Consider the following 14,941-nt stretch of genomic DNA (forward strand, 5'->3'; position numbering starts at 1 on the left):
CTCGCCGTCCCGGGGTCAGGAGCAGGCGCCCGCCGGCAGCTCGTCGCGGTGCCGGCGCACGACCTGCGCGAGCTGGTCCGCGATGGCCGTCCCCTGGGCGTGGGTCCCTGTGCGTACCTGGAGGGTCACCGCCGTCCGCCCGCCCTCGCCGGGCACGATCCCCAGCTGGCGCACGACGTACCCCTCCGGCGTCGAGCCCCAGCCGCCCTTGTACCGGGACCCGGCGATGCCGCCGAGACCCCAGCGCTGGCCGTCGACGACCTGGCCCATCGCAGTGGTGACCGGTCGCGAACCGCTGAGGCAGGGCAGGGCGGAGGTCATCCGGGTCTGGTCCGTCAGGCGCCACGTCGCTTGGCCGAAGGGGGAGTACCCCTCGACGACGACGCGCGACGGGACCCCGGTGCGACGGTCACCCCCACGACGCAGCTGCTCCTCCACCGCCCCGGAGGCGCTCGCCCCGTCGCCGAGGGACTCCCACAGCCTCGCCGCGGCCTCGTTGTCCGAGGCGGTGAGGGCCGAGGTGATGTCGGTGGACAGGCGCTCACCGTCGCCGGCACGCACGACGGCCAGGGCGAGAGGGACCTTGATCGTCGACCAGGCGACGAGCGGCGGGGCATCACCGACGACGACCGGCACGCCGCCACCGACCGGGGCGTAGGCCAGGGCGATGTCGGCGTCCGGGTGGTCCGCGACGACCCGGCGAACGTCACGCGCGAGACCGACGGAGGGCTTCGTCGAGGTCGGGCTGGCCCTGCTCGTCACCGAGGTGCTCGGGGTCGAGGTGCTCGAGGAGGCTGCGCTCGACGGGCCCTCCGGGGCGCCACAGGCACCCGTGGCGACGACGAACGCCGCCAGCAGCGACCCGCCGAACAGCCGCCGCCGCACGTCAGTAGAGGACGACGACGGCGTCGTTGCCCCCGGTGCAGCGGGTGACGGTCGAGCCGGTGCAGGTCATCGTGTAGTTCTTCTTGGTCACGGGACTGCGCACCTCGAGCTTCGTCGAGCCGCTCGTCGAGTCCTCCGCGAGGTAGGCATCGCGCACCGCGCCGGCGAAGGCGCAGCTCGTGACCTCGGATCCACGTCCCACGGAGGTGCCCTGCTTGGGTCCGGCGCACTTGGTGACGCCGTCGGGGAGCTTGCCCGTGCGCCTGACCGTCGTCGACGAGGAGCTGCTCGACGACGAGGTCGAGCTGGACGTCGATGTGGAGGTCGTCGGCTGCGAGCTGGAGGTCGACGTGACCGTCGTCGACTTGGCCACCGGCTCGTCGTCGCCGCTGTTGAGCGCCATGACGGCCCCGCCGACGCACAGGCCACCGACGAGCACCCCACCGACGAGCATGCCGACCATGCCCGCCGGGGACACACCCCGACCCGGCTCGCGACGCGGAGGCTGATGGGCCTGCGGCTGCTGCGCGTAGGCCTGCTGCGCCGGCGCGGCGTGGGCCTGCTGCCAGGCGGCAGGGGCGGGGACCGCCGGTGGCGCGGCCTGCGGCTCGGGCTGCCACCAGTCCTCGGGCACGGCACCCGACGGGGTGGGCTCGGGCGTGATCGGCGGGACGACCGGCGTGGCCTGCGTGGGCTCGCCGCGACGGAGCAGCTCGACGTCCTGCGTGGGCTCGTCCTCGGGCTCCGTGGGCGCAACCCCTCGCGTCGGTCCCATGTGACCGGACGGGGTGGGGTCGCCGAAGAAGTCGTCGAAGGCGTCAGCGCCTCGACCGTCCTTCGGACCACTCATGATGCTCTCCTCGCAGGCATGGACACGCCCTCGGGATCAAGAGCGGCACCTCACGATGCCATAACAACCCGGGGTGACGGCCAATCGTCCGTGGCGGGCGTCACCCCTTCGGGCCCGACACCGGCGTCGCCCACCCCGCCGAAAGGGGTGCGCAGGTCGCGGATGAAGAAGCAGTTGACCCACACCGTGCAGGCGTACGCTCAGCCGTTGTTGCGCTGCTTGGCCCGGATGAGGTCGAGCGCGATGACGGCGCCGATCGTCCCGAGCTTTTCGGGGGCCGGCACCTGAGGGCTGAAGCCGAGGACGTAGCGCTCACGCCCGAGGAAGACCTGGGTGACGCCCGGCCAGTGCCTGCTCACCGTCGCGGCCACCCCACCCGGCCCGGTCACGCTGAACTCGTGGTCGAAGAGGGAACCGTCCAGGCGCAGCTGCGGGCCGGTCGTCAGCTCGATGCGCAGCGCCTTCTTGAAGAGGGTGAACTCCTTGACGATGCGCGCGACGAGGTTGCCGTGCCCGTCGAGCACCTCGAAGCGGTCGAGACCGAGGTTGGGCGGGTCGACGAGCCGCATGAGGAGGGTCCCGTCGCTGTCGACGATCGCCAGCTGCCGGTTGCCCATGAGCAGCCGCGATCCCGCACCACCCTCTGTGACGATCCGCCCGACCGGCTGCCCGGTGAGGTCGTGGATCGCGAAGTCGTTGCTCAGGAATGACCGCACCTGGTCCAGGACGATGGCATCGGTCTGCAGGATCCCCATGTGCCCAGTGTGCTCTACCCGTACGTGTCCCGAGGGCCCCGACCGTCGCTCGTGCGCCGCGGACCCCGCGACCACGACGGGGCGCTCGGCCCGTGCACCCGGATCTCGTGGACGACGTCCGGCCCCACGGAGTCGGTGATCCGCCCGAGCAGGGTGCTCGACAGCAGCCGGATCTGGGTTGCCCAGGCCGTCGAGTCGGCACGCACCGACAGCACCCCGGCCTCGAAGGTCACCGGCTCGCAGTGCTCGGCCACCTCACGACCGACGATCTCCGACCACCTGCCCATGACCGACCCGGCGGCGACGTCGACCTGCCAACCGCGGTCGCCGACGAGTCGCTCGACCTGGTCACCGATGGTCTGCGGGTCGCGGCCGCCGAAGGACAGCACCCCCTGCGGCTGCCACTTCCGCTTGCGGCGCGGCTTCATCCCCGGGCGCAGCCCCTTGCCCGCCGCCACGGCGCGGGCCCGGGCCAGTGCCGCTGCGGCGGCGTCCTGCTCCTGCGGCCCCTCCACCTCGCCCTCCGACGAAGGGGGCGGGACCTCCCCTTCGCTCATGGGGCGGACACCTCGCCGAGACTCACCGCGTAGGTGCGGCCGGCCAGCCCCTCGGGCACGTCCTCGGGCACGGCAGCGGTGATGAGCACCTGCTCGCAGTCGGCGATCATCGCGGCCAGCCGCTCGCGCCGCCCGGAGTCCAGCTCGGCGAAGACGTCGTCGAGCACGAGCACCGGGTCGTCGCCCAGGTCGTGCCGCAGCAGGTGGTAGGCCGCCAGCCGCAGACCGAGGGCGAAGGACCACGACTCACCGTGGCTCGCGTACCCCTTCGCCGGCATCTCGCCCAACCCGAGCACGAGGTCGTCACGGTGGGGGCCGACGAGGTTGACCCCCCGCTCGATCTCCTGGCTGCGCCGCTCCGCCAGCGTCTCCAGGAGCATGGTGCGCAGCTCGTCCGGCTCGGGCACCGCGCCGCCGGCGATCGCCTCGGCCCCCGCATCGTGCAGCGAGCTGCGGTAGACGGCAGTCGCCTCCGACTGGTTGGCGCTCACCTCGCGGTAGGCCTCCTGCAGGTGCGGCACGAGGTCACGCAGCAGCCGCAGTCGCGCGTAGAGCAGCTGGCTGCCGACCGTCGCCAGGTGGTCGTCCCAGATGTCGAGGGTGCGCACCGCCTCCTCGGCGGCCTCCCGCGGGTCGACGCCCTCCGGTACCGAGGCGCTGCGTCGCCCCCGCCCCCGGCGGCCACCGAGGAGCGAGGCTGCCGACTTCAGCAGGGCACCGCGCTGCTTGAGGATCTTGTCGTAGTCGGAGCGCACCCCGGCCCAGCGGGGCTGACGCTGCACGAGGAGGTCGTCGAGGAAGCGCCGCCGCTCACCCGGGTCGCCCTTGACGAGCGCCAGGTCCTCCGGCGCGAAGAGCACCGTGCGCAGCGTGCCGAGCACGTCGCGGGTCCGCGGCAGCGGCGAGCGGTTGAGCTTGGCCCGGTTGGCCTTGCCCGGGGTGATCTCGAGCTCGACAAGGCTCTCGCGACCGTCGCGGACGACAGCGCACCGCACGATCGCCCGGTCCGCGCCGAAGCGCACGAGCGGCTGGTCGGTCGCGACCCGGTGACTGGAGAGGGAGGCGACGTAGCCGATGGCCTCGACGAGGTTGGTCTTGCCCTGGCCGTTGAGCCCGACGAGAGTGCTGACGCCCGGCTCGAGTGCCAGCTCGGCGCTCGGATAGCTGCGGAAGTCCCCGATGCTCAGGTGACGGACGTGCACGTCACTCGGTCGACCCGGACCCGCTCGTCGGTCCCGGCGACCCACCCGTGCTCTGCGTACCCGACGTGGGGCCCGCGTCGGCGGCATCCCCCTGCGCGGCCTCGGCGGGGGCCGCCGGCTTGTCGATCTTCTTGTCCTCCTGGGCCCGGCTCGCGGCGGGCGAGGCCACGCCCTTCGCCGCCTCGGCACGCAGGTCCTCGCCCTCGGCGACGGTCATCACCTGGTGGCCGCCGAACTGGCCGCGCAGCGCGGCGACCGCCTGCATCGCGGGGCTCACCTGCTGACGGGAGGCGAAGCGCGCGAAGAGCGAGGCTGAGATGACCGGCATCGGCACGGAGTTGGCGATGCCCTCCTCAACGGTCCAGCGGCCCTCTCCCGAGTCGGCGGTGTAGTCGCTGACGTCGTCGAGGTCGGGATTTTCCTCGAGGGCCTTGACCATGAGGTCGAGCAGCCAGGAGCGCACGACGGTGCCGCGGCTCCACGCCTTGAAGGCGCCGGGGACGTCGGTGACGATGTCCTTCTTCTCGAGCAGCTCGTAGCCCTCGGCGTAGGCGTGCATCAGGCCGTACTCGATGCCGTTGTGCACCATCTTCACGTAGTGACCGGCACCCACGGCGCCCGCGTGGACGAAGCCCTCGTCGCGCGGCCCCTCGGGACGCAGCGCATCGAAGATCGGCATCGCCTGCTCGACGTGCGCGGCGTCGCCACCGACCATGAGGCCGTAGCCGTTGTCCAGGCCCCAGATGCCGCCGGAGACGCCGCAGTCGAGGTACCCGACCCCCTTCGTGCCGAGCAGCTCGGCATTGGGGCCGTCGTCGCTGAATCGGGAGTTGCCACCATCGATGACGAGGTCACCGGGCTCGAGCCGCTCAGCGAGGTCGGCGATGACCGCCCGGGTCACCTCGCCCGCCGGCACCATGACCCAGACGACGCGCGGGGTCTGCAGCGCCTCGACCATGGCCTGCACGGACTCGACGTCGGAGACCTCGGGGTTGGTGTCGTAACCGACGACCTCGTGACCGGCACGGCGCACACGCTCGCGCATGTTGCCGCCCATCTTGCCCAGACCGATGAGACCGAGCTGCATGACGAGTGCCTTCCTGTCGGGGGTCGCCCTGGGGTGCAGGACGAAGGGAGGTCAGCCGGCGAGACGCACCGGCTGCAGGACGTAGCGGTAGGAGGTGTCCATCTCGCCGTCCTGGCTCTCCTGGCCGGTGATCATCGCCGGCTTGAGGGGAGCGGTGAAGGAGAGCCGGGTGAAGTTGGTGCCGAGCACGCCGAGCCCATCGAGGAGGTAGCCGGGGTTGAAGGCGACCTCGATGTCGGGCCCGTCGACGGCGGCCTCGACGGCCTCCGAGGCCTGGGCGTCGTCGCCGGTGCCGGCCTCGATCGTCACCTGGCCGTCGGTGAACTTCAGCCGCACCGGCGTGTTGCGCTCGGTGACGAGAGCGACGCGCTTGACGGCCTCGGTGAGCAGCTCGGTGTCGACGACCGCCTCGGTCTCGCTCGAGCTCGGGAAGATCTTGGCGACCTTGGGGTACTCGCCGTCGAGCAGACGACTCGTCGTGTGTCGCTGGCCGGCCTCGAAGCCGACGAGACCGGAGCCTCCCGCCGCGGCACCGAGGGAGACCTCGATGGAGCCGGCGGCACCGAGGGCCTTGGCGGTGTCGGACAGGGTCCGGGCCGGGATGAGCGCGATGTGGCTGGCATCGGAGGCATTGGGCTGCCAGGTGAGCTCGCGCATCGCGAGGCGGTAGCGGTCTGTGGCGAGCAGGGTGACCTTCTCGCCCTCGATCTCGACGCGCACGCCGGTGAGGATCGGCAGGGTGTCGCCGCGGTCGGCCGCGATCTGCACCTGCTGGACGGCCTGGGTGAAGGCGGTGCCGTCGATGCTGCCGCTGGCCTCGGGGCTCGTCGGCAGGGTCGGGTACTCGTCGGCCGGCATCTGGAGGAGGGCGAAGCGCGAGCTGCCGCAGGTCACCTGGACCTTGGCGCCGTCCGTGGTGACGTCGACCGGCTTGCCCGGCAGGTTGCGGGAGATGTCGGCGAGCAGGCGGCCGAGGACGAGCACGGTCCCGGGCTCGGAGACCTCGGCGGCGACGGTGATCCGTGCCGAGACCTCGTAGTCGAAGGTCGAGAGCGTGATCGTGCCCTCGTCGCTGGCCTCGACGAGGACACCTGCGAGGACGGGGACCGGAGGTCGGTTCGGCAGACCGCGGGCCACCCAGGTGACCGCCTCGGCCAGCACATCGCGCTCGACGCGGAACTTCACGACAGACCTACCCTTCGGCGCGCCCGTGAGGGAGCTGGATGGATGACACGTTCTTCGGTGGTGCCCATGGCGAATGACACGTCGGACGTGCGCACACGCATGGGCTCCAGACATTACGCGGTCGAGCGCCCGGTCGGCGACTGCGGGTCGCCTTGTCATTCGTCGTCCGGGCGTGGTCCACAGATCGGGCCACCGTCATGCGTGGGGGAGGGATCGGATGGAGAGAGGACTCATCGTTGTCATAGGCGGTGTGGATCTCGTGGACAAGTGGGTTCTGGCCCGAGATCTGGCGGTACACAGCTGTGGACAACGCCGTGGATGACGACGTGCACGACAGAGGGGTGCTGTGGGTGGAGATGCGTCGTCACCAGTGGGCCCTCGTCGTGCACACGTCGTGCACAGCGTCGTCCTCACCCGGTTGTGGGTAGATCCGGTGGTCTGGGGCCACCTCCAGGCGTCCGAAGGGAGTGGCCAGCCCCTCGGCACCGCGCGCGCCGGGCCAGGGTGTGGACGAGCGGGGGACGTGGTGTGGACGAGGCTCGCCGTACCCCGACTTTTCGGGTGCTTCCGGGTATGCACAAGGTTGTCCACACCTTGGGGACATGTGGACGAAGGGAGGGGGTCCCGCGAGATCACGCCCGGATCTCGGGTGGCACACAGCTGGGGAGAAGCCTGTGGACAACGAGCGATGCGCGTGTATCCATGAATATCTGCTGGGGGATAGATCGACCGATAGTGATCGATCGTCAGCCGGCCTGCTGCTTGATCCGGTTCGTCAGCTCGGTGACCTGGTTGTAGATCGCCCGCCGCTCGCCCATGAGCTCACGGATCTTGCGCTCGGCGTGCATGACCGTCGTGTGGTCGCGGCCGCCGAACTGCTTGCCGATGTTGGGCAGAGACATGTCGGTGAGCTCGCGGCACAGGTACATGGCGATCTGGCGCGCGGTGACGAGCAACCGGGTGCGTGAGGCGCTCTGCAGGTCCTCGATGCTCAGCCCGAAGTAGTCGGCCGTCTGCGCCATGATCGTCGCGCTCGAGATCTCGCTCGACTGCTCGTTGGGGATGAGGTCCTTGAGGACGATCTGGGCGAGCCCGATGTCGACCGGCTGACGGTTGAGGCTGGCAAAGGCGGTGACGCGGATGAGCGCACCCTCGAGCTCGCGGATGTTGGTGCTGATCCGACTGGCGATGAACTCCAGGACGTCCGCCGGGACGGAGAGCTTTTCCTGGATGGCCTTCTTGCGCAGGATCGCGATGCGGGTCTCGAGGTCAGGCGGCTGCACGTCGGTGAGCAGGCCCCACTCGAAGCGGCTGCGCATCCGCTCCTCGAAGCCCGAGAGGAGTTTCGGAGCGACGTCAGAGGTGATGACGACCTGCTTGTTGGCGTTGTGCAGCGTGTTGAAGGTGTGGAAGAACTCCTCCTGCGTCTGCATCTTGCCCTGCAGGAACTGGATGTCGTCGATGAGCAGGACGTCGACATCGCGGTAGCGACGCTGGAAGTTGGCCGCCTTGTCGTCGCGGATGCTGTTGATGAAGTCGTTGGTGAACTCCTCGGAGTTCACGTACCGCACCTTGACGTGGGGGTAGAGGCTGCGGGCGTAGTGCCCGATCGCGTGGAGCAGGTGGGTCTTGCCCAGGCCGGACTCGCCGTAGATGAAGAGCGGGTTGTACGCCTTGGCCGGGGCCTCGGCGACCGCGACCGCTGCGGCGTGGGCGAAGCGGTTGCTCGCGCCGATGACGAAGGTGTCGAAGATGTACTTCGGGTTGAGCCGGGTCAGCTCGACCTGCTCGGGCTCGGGCCGCCCGCGACGCGGTCGCACGGGTGCCGGCTCGGGGTCCTCGTCGACGAGGCCGTCGTCGCGGTCCTCGACGGGCAGGGTCGACGACAGGCCCTGGGGTCGGGGGGCGGTCGTCTCCGCGGGAGCAGCCGGCTCCGGGTCGAGACCCTGGGTCGGCGGGAGCGGCTCACCGTCGGCGAGGTCGGGGTCGACGGTCACCGCGAGGCGGATCTGACGCCCGAGCTGCTCGGAGAGGGCCTGGGTGACGTGGCGGCGCAGACGCTGCTCGACGAAGTTCTTCGAGAAGTCGTCGGGGACGGCGATCAGGGCGGTGTCGTCGAGGAGTCCGACGAGGCGGGCCATGCTGAGGAAGGCGCGACGCGTGACGGGGACACCGTCGGCGTCCAGGGACTCGAGGGTGGTGCGCCACACCTCACCGAAGTCGACCTCGTCGGCCACGGGCGCACACCTCAAATTCCTGCGGCTCGCTGGCCGATCGATTCCCTGTCAGCTCTCATCCTGCCCCGGTGACGGCGGATCATCCACATCGTTGTCCACAGACTGTGGGTATACATGTGGGGCAGGTGCGCTGACGCTAACAACCCGAGCGGGCCGGGGCAAGCCGATCGGACCGGCAATCGTGCCGTCATCGGCGTGTCGCCTCGTCCGGGGCCGCCGACGCAGGCATCGTCATGCGGTTGGCCCACCGACACCGGCCGATCGTCGTGGGTTTGACCCTCTGTGGCGGCGTCCCGTACCGTGGTCGTCGGCCTGTCGGACGCTTTCGCATGCCCATCATCCCGCTGGCCCCCCGGTGAGCGAGGTGGGCTTCCGATCGCGGCCGAAGGGCGTAGAGGACTTCAGCACCGGGCCCACCGGCCCACCGACCCATCGGAGACTGCCATGAGCAAGCGCACCTTCCAGCCCAACAACCGTCGCCGCGCCAAGACGCACGGCTTCCGTCTGCGCATGCGGACCCGCGCCGGCCGGGCCATCCTGTCCAACCGCCGCGCCAAGGGCCGCTCCAAGCTCTCCGCCTGACGAGCCGCTGGTGCTGCCCGCGCGGCACCGCCTGACGGACCGCGCGGACTTCGCGGCAACCATCCGGGGACGCGGCGCCAAGCGCCACGGTTCCAGGCTGCTCGTGGTCCATGCCCGTGTGGCGGACTCGACCCAGACCGACGCCCGAGGAGATGACTCCCCGCGCGTCGGTCTCGTCGTGTCCAAAGCGGTGGGCAACGCCGTGACCCGGACCCGGGTGAAGCGCCGTCTGCGGGCCCAGGCCGCCGAGCTGATCGGCGGCCTGCCGGCCGGAGCCGACGTGGTCATCCGGGCCAACCCGGCTGCAGCCGCCGCTGACTCGCACGAGCTGGGTGACGCCCTTCGACACTGCCTGCGTCACCTCCTCGACGGGGACCGGGCATGAAGGTGCTCGCGCTGCCACTCATCGGCCTCGTGCGCGGCTACCAGCTGCTCGTCTCGCCACTGCTGCCCCAGAGCTGCCGCTACTTCCCGAGCTGCTCGGCCTACGGTCTGACCGCCCTGCGCAGGTTCGGCCTCGTGCGGGGCAGCTACCTGACCGTGCACCGCATCGTGCGGTGCAACCCCTGGTCCGCCGGGGGCATCGACCACGTGCCCGACACCTGGGCGCAGCGCGGCTCGCCTGACCTGGCGCGTCCGCGCTTCGCCGATGTCGAGCGCGACGACGACGACGTCGACACCGGCGTCACCGACCGAAGGACGTTCACCACGTGAGCTTCAGCGACATCATGTACCCCTTCGAGTGGCTCGTCGCCTGGATCATGCATCTGTGGCACGGCGCACTCACCGCGATCGGCCTGCCGGAGGCGAGCGGGTGGACCTGGACGCTGTCCATCGTCGGCCTCGTCGTCGTCATGCGGGCGGCGCTCATCCCGCTCTTCGTCAAGCAGATCCACGCCTCGCGCAAGATGCAGCTCATCCAGCCCGAGATGGCGAAGATCCAGGCGAAGTACAAGGGCAAGAACGACCCGGACTCCCGTCAGAAGATGACGGAAGAGACGATGGCGCTCTACAAGGACAGCGGGACCAACCCCTTCGCGTCCTGCCTGCCGATCTTCGCGCAGATGCCCTTCTTCTTCGGCCTCTTCCGGGTGCTCAACAGCCTCGACGAGATCGGTGCCGGTACCAAGAGCGGCATCGGCCCGATCACCCAGGAGGTCGCGGCCCAGGCCGAGTCGTCCACGATCTTCGGAGCCCAGCTGTCGGCCCAGTTCCTGGGCACGGACGGGGGCCTGAGCGTCAAGATCGTGACGATCACGCTCATCATCCTCATGTCGCTGACGACCTTCACGACGCAGTACCAGCTGATGCGCAAGAACATGCCGGCTGCCGCGCTCGAGGGTCAGTTCGCGCAGCAGCAGAAGATCATGCTGTACCTCTTCCCGATCATCTTCGCCGTCTCCGGCGTCTACTTCCCGATCGGTGTCCTCATCTACTGGTTCACGACCAACGTGTGGACGATGTGCCAGCAGTTCTACGTCATCCGTCGCATGCCGGCGCCCGGCTCCGCCGCGGAGAAGGCGATGCAGGACCGTCGCCGGAAGGCGGGTAAGCCGCTCGACACCCCCGAGGAGGCGCGCGAGCGGGCTCACGACGCCGAGATGGCCGAGGAGCTGACGGCGAAGGGCGTGATCTCTGGTCAGCGCCAGCAGCCCACCTCCAAGAAGCGGGCCAAGAAGAAGGGCGGCCCGCCGCCGAAGTCGGGTGGCTCTGCCGTGAGCGAGCAGAAGCCCAAGACCGACAACTGACCTCGGTCGTCCCTCGTTGGACGACCGCCCGCCACACGCAGGAGAAGCACCATGAGTGAGACCCCCATGACCGAGGTCGCGGCCGAGCCGGAGACCACGGAGACCCCCACCCCCGAGACGGCGGCGCCGAAGCGTTCGCGTCGTGAGCTGCTGGAGCGGGAGGGGGAGGTCGCGGCCGACTTCCTCGAGACGCTCCTCGACATCGCCGACCTGGACGGCGACATCGACCTCGACATCGACGGAGACCGCGCGGCCGTGGCGGTCGTCGACTCGGACGAAGGTCGGGTCCCACGGCGGCTCGTCGGCCAGGACGGCAAGGTGCTCGAGGCGTTGCAGGAGCTGACCCGCCTCGCCGTGCAGTCGGCGACCGGCGACCGCAGCCGCCTCATGCTCGACGTCGCGGGCCACCGCGCCGCTCGTCGTGCCGAGCTCGTCGAGCTGGCGCAGCAGGCGATCGACACCGTGAAGTCTTCCGGCGAGTCGGTGGACCTGGAGCCGATGAGCGCCTTCGAGCGCAAGGTCGTCCACGACGAGGTGCTGGCTGCGGGCCTCGTCTCGGACTCCTCGGGTACGGAGCCCCGGCGCTACGTTGTCGTGTACCCCGCTGAGGCGGCTGCCGGCGACCAGTCGACCGACGCATCGACCTCGGACTCGGCCGCCGCCGACTCCGCCGATGCGTGACGTTTCACGTGAAACGGCCCGGTCATGACCGCTGAGATCCCCCCGTCCGCGCGCCGAGGCCTTTGTCGCCATCCTCGCGGACACGGGTGTGAGCCACGGACTCATCGGTCCGCGCGAGGTGCCCATCCTGTGGGAGCGCCACGTCCTCAACTGTGCCGTCATCGAGGACGCGTTCAGTCGAGACGCCCGTGTCATCGACGTGGGGTCGGGCGCAGGTCTGCCCGGTCTCGCTGTGGCGATCGCTCGACCCGACCTCGATGTCCATCTCGTCGAGCCGATGCTCCGACGGACGGAATGGCTCGAGCACACGACCCGCGAGCTCGACCTCGACAACGTGACCGTCCACCGTGGTCGCGCCGAGGAGTTCCACGGCCAGCTGTCGGCTCCCTTCGTCACGGCGCGGGCTGTGGCCCGTCTCGACAAGCTCGCCCGATGGTGTGTCCCTCTCGTCGACCCCGGTGGTCACATGGTTGCCATGAAGGGGCGATCGGCAGCGGATGAGATCGCTACGGCGGCGAAGGTGCTACGGCGACTGGGAGTGACAGCAAGCGAGGTCACGCCGCACGGTGCGGACATCCTGGACGAGCCGACAGTCACCGTGGACTGCTCGGTGCGGGGCAGCTAGCTCTCATCGGACTCACTCGCGGCCCGTTTCACGTGAAACACGTGAAACGGGTCGCGGTCGTGTCACGCCCGGGTCCGGAGGATCAGCGGCCCCAGCTGCACTCCGAAGCAGCAGGCTCCATGGCGCCACCGTCGACCTCTCGCGTTTCACGTGAAACACGGCGCCATCCCCAGACGGCTGTGCACGACATGTGGACATCCCTGTGCATGACGAGTCTGTCATCCACAACGACCACGCGCGTTTGGCGTGTCGGCCCCCGCTGGGGTTGGATGGCGGGGCTCGCATGCCCACAGGAGGAATGTCTCGGTGACACCAGCACGAACCGTTGCCCCGGGGATCGGATGGCCGGGTCTGGAGACACCGGCGGCTATGGCACCTGTCGGCTGGATCGCCGACGAGGTGGTGGGTGCGGCTGCACCACCCCTCGACGCGGCACCTGTGGACGACGTGACCGACCCCGTGTCCCTGGCGGAACCCGCCCCGACCCACGAGGTAGCCGTGCCGGAGATCGACGAGACGCAGGGCGCCGCCCGCCCCGCCGCGGACGAGCCGCCAACGCTCCCTCGCCCGTCGAGGCCGCGGATCATGACGGTGTCGAACCAGAAGGGTGGTGTAGGCAAGACGACGACGGCGGTCAACATCGCTGCCGCGCTCGCCGAGGCCGGGCTCCACGTCCTCCTCATCGACACCGACCCGCAGGGCAATGCGAGCACGGCGCTCAACATTGACCACCACTCCGAGGTCCCCAGCGTCTACGACGTCCTCGTCGACGGCACCGCGATCTCTGACGTCATCCAGGCGTGTCCGGATGTGGACAACCTGTGGTGCGTGCCCGCGACGATCGACCTGGCGGGAGCGGAGATCGAGCTGGTCTCCCTCGTTGCCCGGGAGAGCCGCATGAGCAAGGCGATCGACCGGTGGATGGTGGAGCGTGCCGAGGCCGGTGTGGCCCGGATCGACTACGTCATCATCGACTGCCCCCCGAGCCTGGGTCTGTTGACGGTCAACGCCTTCGTCGCCGCCGACGAGGTCCTCATCCCGATCCAGTGCGAGTACTACGCCCTCGAGGGGCTGAGCCAGCTCCTCAACAACATCCAGCTCATCAAGACGCATCTCAACCAGGACCTCCACGTGTCGACGATCCTGCTGACGATGTACGACGCTCGCACCCGGCTGTCGGCGCAGGTGGCCGACGAGGTGCGGGAGCACTTCGCCAGTCAGGTGCTCGAGGCCACCGTCCCGCGATCGGTCCGCGTGTCCGAGGCTCCGAGCCATGGCCAGACCGTCATCACCTACGACCCGCAGAGCACGGGGGCCCGTTCGTACCGGGCAGCCGCCGCCGAGATCGCCCACCGTGGCGCCGAGATGAAGGAAGAAGCATGAGCGAGAAGCGACGCGGTCTCGGGCGGGGCCTGGGAGCCCTGATCCCTGACGCCGGGACGGCAGGACGGGGCACCGAGCGCCCCGTGGACGTCTTCTTCCGAGACCAGGAGCGGACCCCGACGGTCCCCAACACGGTTGCCGGCATGGTGGCGGAGCAGCACTCCGCGTCGGATGAGGGTGCCGACTCGTCGAAGACCGTCGTCCCGGATGCCCCGACAAGCGGTATTTCGCAGGAGCAGGAAGCGCCCGCGGAGCAGACGGCTCCAGACGGCCTCGCACCGGTGCCCGGAGCGACTTATGCTGAGGTTCCCGTGGCGGCCATCCGCCCCAACCCCAAGCAGCCCCGCACCGTCTTCGACGAGGACGACATGTCCGAGCTGGTCCACTCGATCCGTGAGATCGGTGTCCTTCAGCCCATCGTGGTCCGGCGCGTCACCGCCGAGGACGGCCTCGAGTACGAGCTCATCATGGGCGAGCGCCGGTGGCGGGCCAGCATCGCGGCCGGCAAGGAGACGGTCCCGGCCATCATCAAGGCTACGGAGGACGACGCCCTCCTGCGGGACGCACTGCTCGAAAACCTCCATCGGAGCAACCTCAACGTCCTCGAGGAGGCGGCGGCCTACCAGCAGCTGCTCGACGACTTCGGATGCACACAGGAGGAGCTCGCCGGGCGGATCGGGCGCTCCCGCCCGCAGATCTCCAACACCCTGCGTCTGCTGCGGCTGCCCCCACTCGTGGCTCGTCGGGTCGCTGCCGGGGTCCTCAGCGCAGGCCACGCCCGGGCCCTGCTGACACTCGACGACGGTGAGCAGATGGAGCGACTCGCCCAGCGCATCGTCGCCGAGGGGCTGTCGGTCCGCACCGTCGAGGAGATCGTGGCCCTCGGCATGGACCCGGAGAAGCCGCGCCGATCCGCCCCCCGGGCGGGCCGGTACAGCCCGCAGCTCGACGATCTCGCCGGCCGTCTCAGCGACCGGCTCGACACCCGGGTGAAGATCAACCTCGGTCAGCGCAAGGGACGGATGACGATCGAGTTCGCGTCGATGGAGGACCTCGAGCGCGTCCTCGGGCAGATGGGCGTCGAGGCCGACATCGACTGACGCCTCTGACGACGAGAGGCCCCGCGGCAGCGCCGCGGGGCCTCTCGTGTGTGTGACGCTCGGA

General features: G+C 69.9%; 16 protein-coding genes. 8 read left to right on the top strand and 8 right to left on the bottom strand.

Features of this window, described 5'->3' with window-relative positions:
- Positions 1–15: 15 nt before the first annotated feature.
- The 8 genes from AB4Y78_RS04050 to dnaA form a co-directional block, all read right to left on the bottom strand.
- A complete protein-coding gene (locus tag AB4Y78_RS04050) occupies positions 16–885 on the bottom strand; it encodes a hypothetical protein (RefSeq protein ID WP_441714059.1) in 870 nt (289 codons plus the stop codon).
- 1 nt (position 886) lies between these two features.
- Positions 887–1,735: a hypothetical protein gene (locus tag AB4Y78_RS04055; RefSeq protein WP_441714057.1), complete on the bottom strand. Its 849-nt coding sequence runs from the start codon at positions 1,733–1,735 to the stop codon at positions 887–889.
- Positions 1,736–1,935: 200 nt separating this feature from the next.
- Positions 1,936–2,490 (bottom strand): LURP-one-related/scramblase family protein, encoded by a 555-nt coding sequence (locus AB4Y78_RS04060; protein ID WP_259910059.1) that lies wholly within the window; start codon positions 2,488–2,490, stop codon positions 1,936–1,938.
- 14 nt (positions 2,491–2,504) lie between these two features.
- Positions 2,505–3,047, bottom strand: coding sequence for a DUF721 domain-containing protein (locus AB4Y78_RS04065; RefSeq protein WP_259910058.1), 543 nt, complete (start codon positions 3,045–3,047; stop codon positions 2,505–2,507).
- Positions 3,044–4,249: a DNA replication/repair protein RecF gene (gene recF, locus AB4Y78_RS04070; RefSeq protein WP_441714054.1), complete on the bottom strand. Its 1,206-nt coding sequence runs from the start codon at positions 4,247–4,249 to the stop codon at positions 3,044–3,046. The genes AB4Y78_RS04065 and recF overlap by 4 nt, the downstream gene beginning before the upstream one ends.
- Position 4,250: 1 nt before the next feature.
- A complete protein-coding gene (gnd, locus tag AB4Y78_RS04075) occupies positions 4,251–5,336 on the bottom strand; it encodes a phosphogluconate dehydrogenase (NAD(+)-dependent, decarboxylating) (RefSeq protein WP_007926504.1) in 1,086 nt (361 codons plus the stop codon).
- A gap of 51 nt (positions 5,337–5,387) precedes the next feature.
- Positions 5,388–6,521: a DNA polymerase III subunit beta gene (gene dnaN / locus AB4Y78_RS04080; RefSeq protein ID WP_282070356.1), complete on the bottom strand. Its 1,134-nt coding sequence runs from the start codon at positions 6,519–6,521 to the stop codon at positions 5,388–5,390.
- A gap of 746 nt (positions 6,522–7,267) precedes the next feature.
- Positions 7,268–8,758 carry a chromosomal replication initiator protein DnaA gene (gene dnaA, locus AB4Y78_RS04085; RefSeq protein ID WP_259910054.1) on the bottom strand — a complete coding sequence of 497 codons (1,491 nt, stop codon included), beginning with the start codon at positions 8,756–8,758 and terminating at the stop codon, positions 7,268–7,270.
- 444 nt (positions 8,759–9,202) lie between these two features.
- Here dnaA and rpmH point away from each other — a divergent pair, with 444 nt between their 5' ends.
- From rpmH to AB4Y78_RS04125, 8 genes are all read left to right on the top strand, one after another.
- On the top strand, positions 9,203–9,340 hold the full coding sequence (rpmH, locus tag AB4Y78_RS04090; RefSeq protein ID WP_007926496.1) for a 50S ribosomal protein L34: 138 nt from the start codon (positions 9,203–9,205) through the stop codon (positions 9,338–9,340).
- Between the two features lie 10 nt (positions 9,341–9,350).
- Positions 9,351–9,725 carry a ribonuclease P protein component gene (gene rnpA, locus AB4Y78_RS04095; protein ID WP_007926494.1) on the top strand — a complete coding sequence of 125 codons (375 nt, stop codon included), beginning with the start codon at positions 9,351–9,353 and terminating at the stop codon, positions 9,723–9,725.
- Positions 9,722–10,054 carry a membrane protein insertion efficiency factor YidD gene (gene yidD, locus AB4Y78_RS04100; RefSeq protein ID WP_007926493.1) on the top strand — a complete coding sequence of 111 codons (333 nt, stop codon included), beginning with the start codon at positions 9,722–9,724 and terminating at the stop codon, positions 10,052–10,054. Before rnpA ends, yidD begins: the two co-directional genes overlap by 4 nt.
- Complete coding sequence (gene yidC / locus AB4Y78_RS04105) at positions 10,051–11,088, top strand: membrane protein insertase YidC (RefSeq protein ID WP_441714050.1); 1,038 nt, start codon at positions 10,051–10,053, stop codon at positions 11,086–11,088. The genes yidD and yidC overlap by 4 nt, the downstream gene beginning before the upstream one ends.
- A gap of 51 nt (positions 11,089–11,139) precedes the next feature.
- Positions 11,140–11,769 carry a Jag family protein gene (locus AB4Y78_RS04110; RefSeq protein ID WP_441736874.1) on the top strand — a complete coding sequence of 210 codons (630 nt, stop codon included), beginning with the start codon at positions 11,140–11,142 and terminating at the stop codon, positions 11,767–11,769.
- A gap of 88 nt (positions 11,770–11,857) precedes the next feature.
- Positions 11,858–12,394 (top strand): 16S rRNA (guanine(527)-N(7))-methyltransferase RsmG, encoded by a 537-nt coding sequence (rsmG, locus tag AB4Y78_RS04115; protein ID WP_387355514.1) that lies wholly within the window; start codon positions 11,858–11,860, stop codon positions 12,392–12,394.
- A gap of 369 nt (positions 12,395–12,763) precedes the next feature.
- Positions 12,764–13,777, top strand: coding sequence for a ParA family protein (locus AB4Y78_RS04120; RefSeq protein WP_441714046.1), 1,014 nt, complete (start codon positions 12,764–12,766; stop codon positions 13,775–13,777).
- Positions 13,774–14,877, top strand: a complete 1,104-nt coding sequence (locus AB4Y78_RS04125; RefSeq protein WP_441714044.1) for a ParB/RepB/Spo0J family partition protein — start codon at positions 13,774–13,776, stop codon at positions 14,875–14,877. Before AB4Y78_RS04120 ends, AB4Y78_RS04125 begins: the two co-directional genes overlap by 4 nt.
- Positions 14,878–14,941: the final 64 nt, after the last annotated feature.

This window comes from Janibacter sp. RAF52 (assembly GCF_052114035.1).
GTDB classification, from domain to species: domain Bacteria; phylum Actinomycetota; class Actinomycetes; order Actinomycetales; family Dermatophilaceae; genus Janibacter; species Janibacter hoylei.

Coding starts and splice junctions, on each gene's coding strand:
- AB4Y78_RS04055 (WP_441714057.1), bottom strand. CDS start 1,735: ATGAGTGGTCCGAAGGACGGTCGAGGCGCTGACGCCTTCGACGACTTC.
- AB4Y78_RS04060 (WP_259910059.1), bottom strand. CDS start 2,490: ATGGGGATCCTGCAGACCGATGCCATCGTCCTGGACCAGGTGCGGTCA.
- AB4Y78_RS04065 (WP_259910058.1), bottom strand. CDS start 3,047: ATGAGCGAAGGGGAGGTCCCGCCCCCTTCGTCGGAGGGCGAGGTGGAG.
- gnd (WP_007926504.1), bottom strand. CDS start 5,336: ATGCAGCTCGGTCTCATCGGTCTGGGCAAGATGGGCGGCAACATGCGC.
- rpmH (WP_007926496.1), top strand. CDS start 9,203: ATGAGCAAGCGCACCTTCCAGCCCAACAACCGTCGCCGCGCCAAGACG.
- yidD (WP_007926493.1), top strand. CDS start 9,722: ATGAAGGTGCTCGCGCTGCCACTCATCGGCCTCGTGCGCGGCTACCAG.
- AB4Y78_RS04110 (WP_441736874.1), top strand. CDS start 11,140: ATGAGTGAGACCCCCATGACCGAGGTCGCGGCCGAGCCGGAGACCACG.
- AB4Y78_RS04120 (WP_441714046.1), top strand. CDS start 12,764: ATGGCACCTGTCGGCTGGATCGCCGACGAGGTGGTGGGTGCGGCTGCA.
- AB4Y78_RS04125 (WP_441714044.1), top strand. CDS start 13,774: ATGAGCGAGAAGCGACGCGGTCTCGGGCGGGGCCTGGGAGCCCTGATC.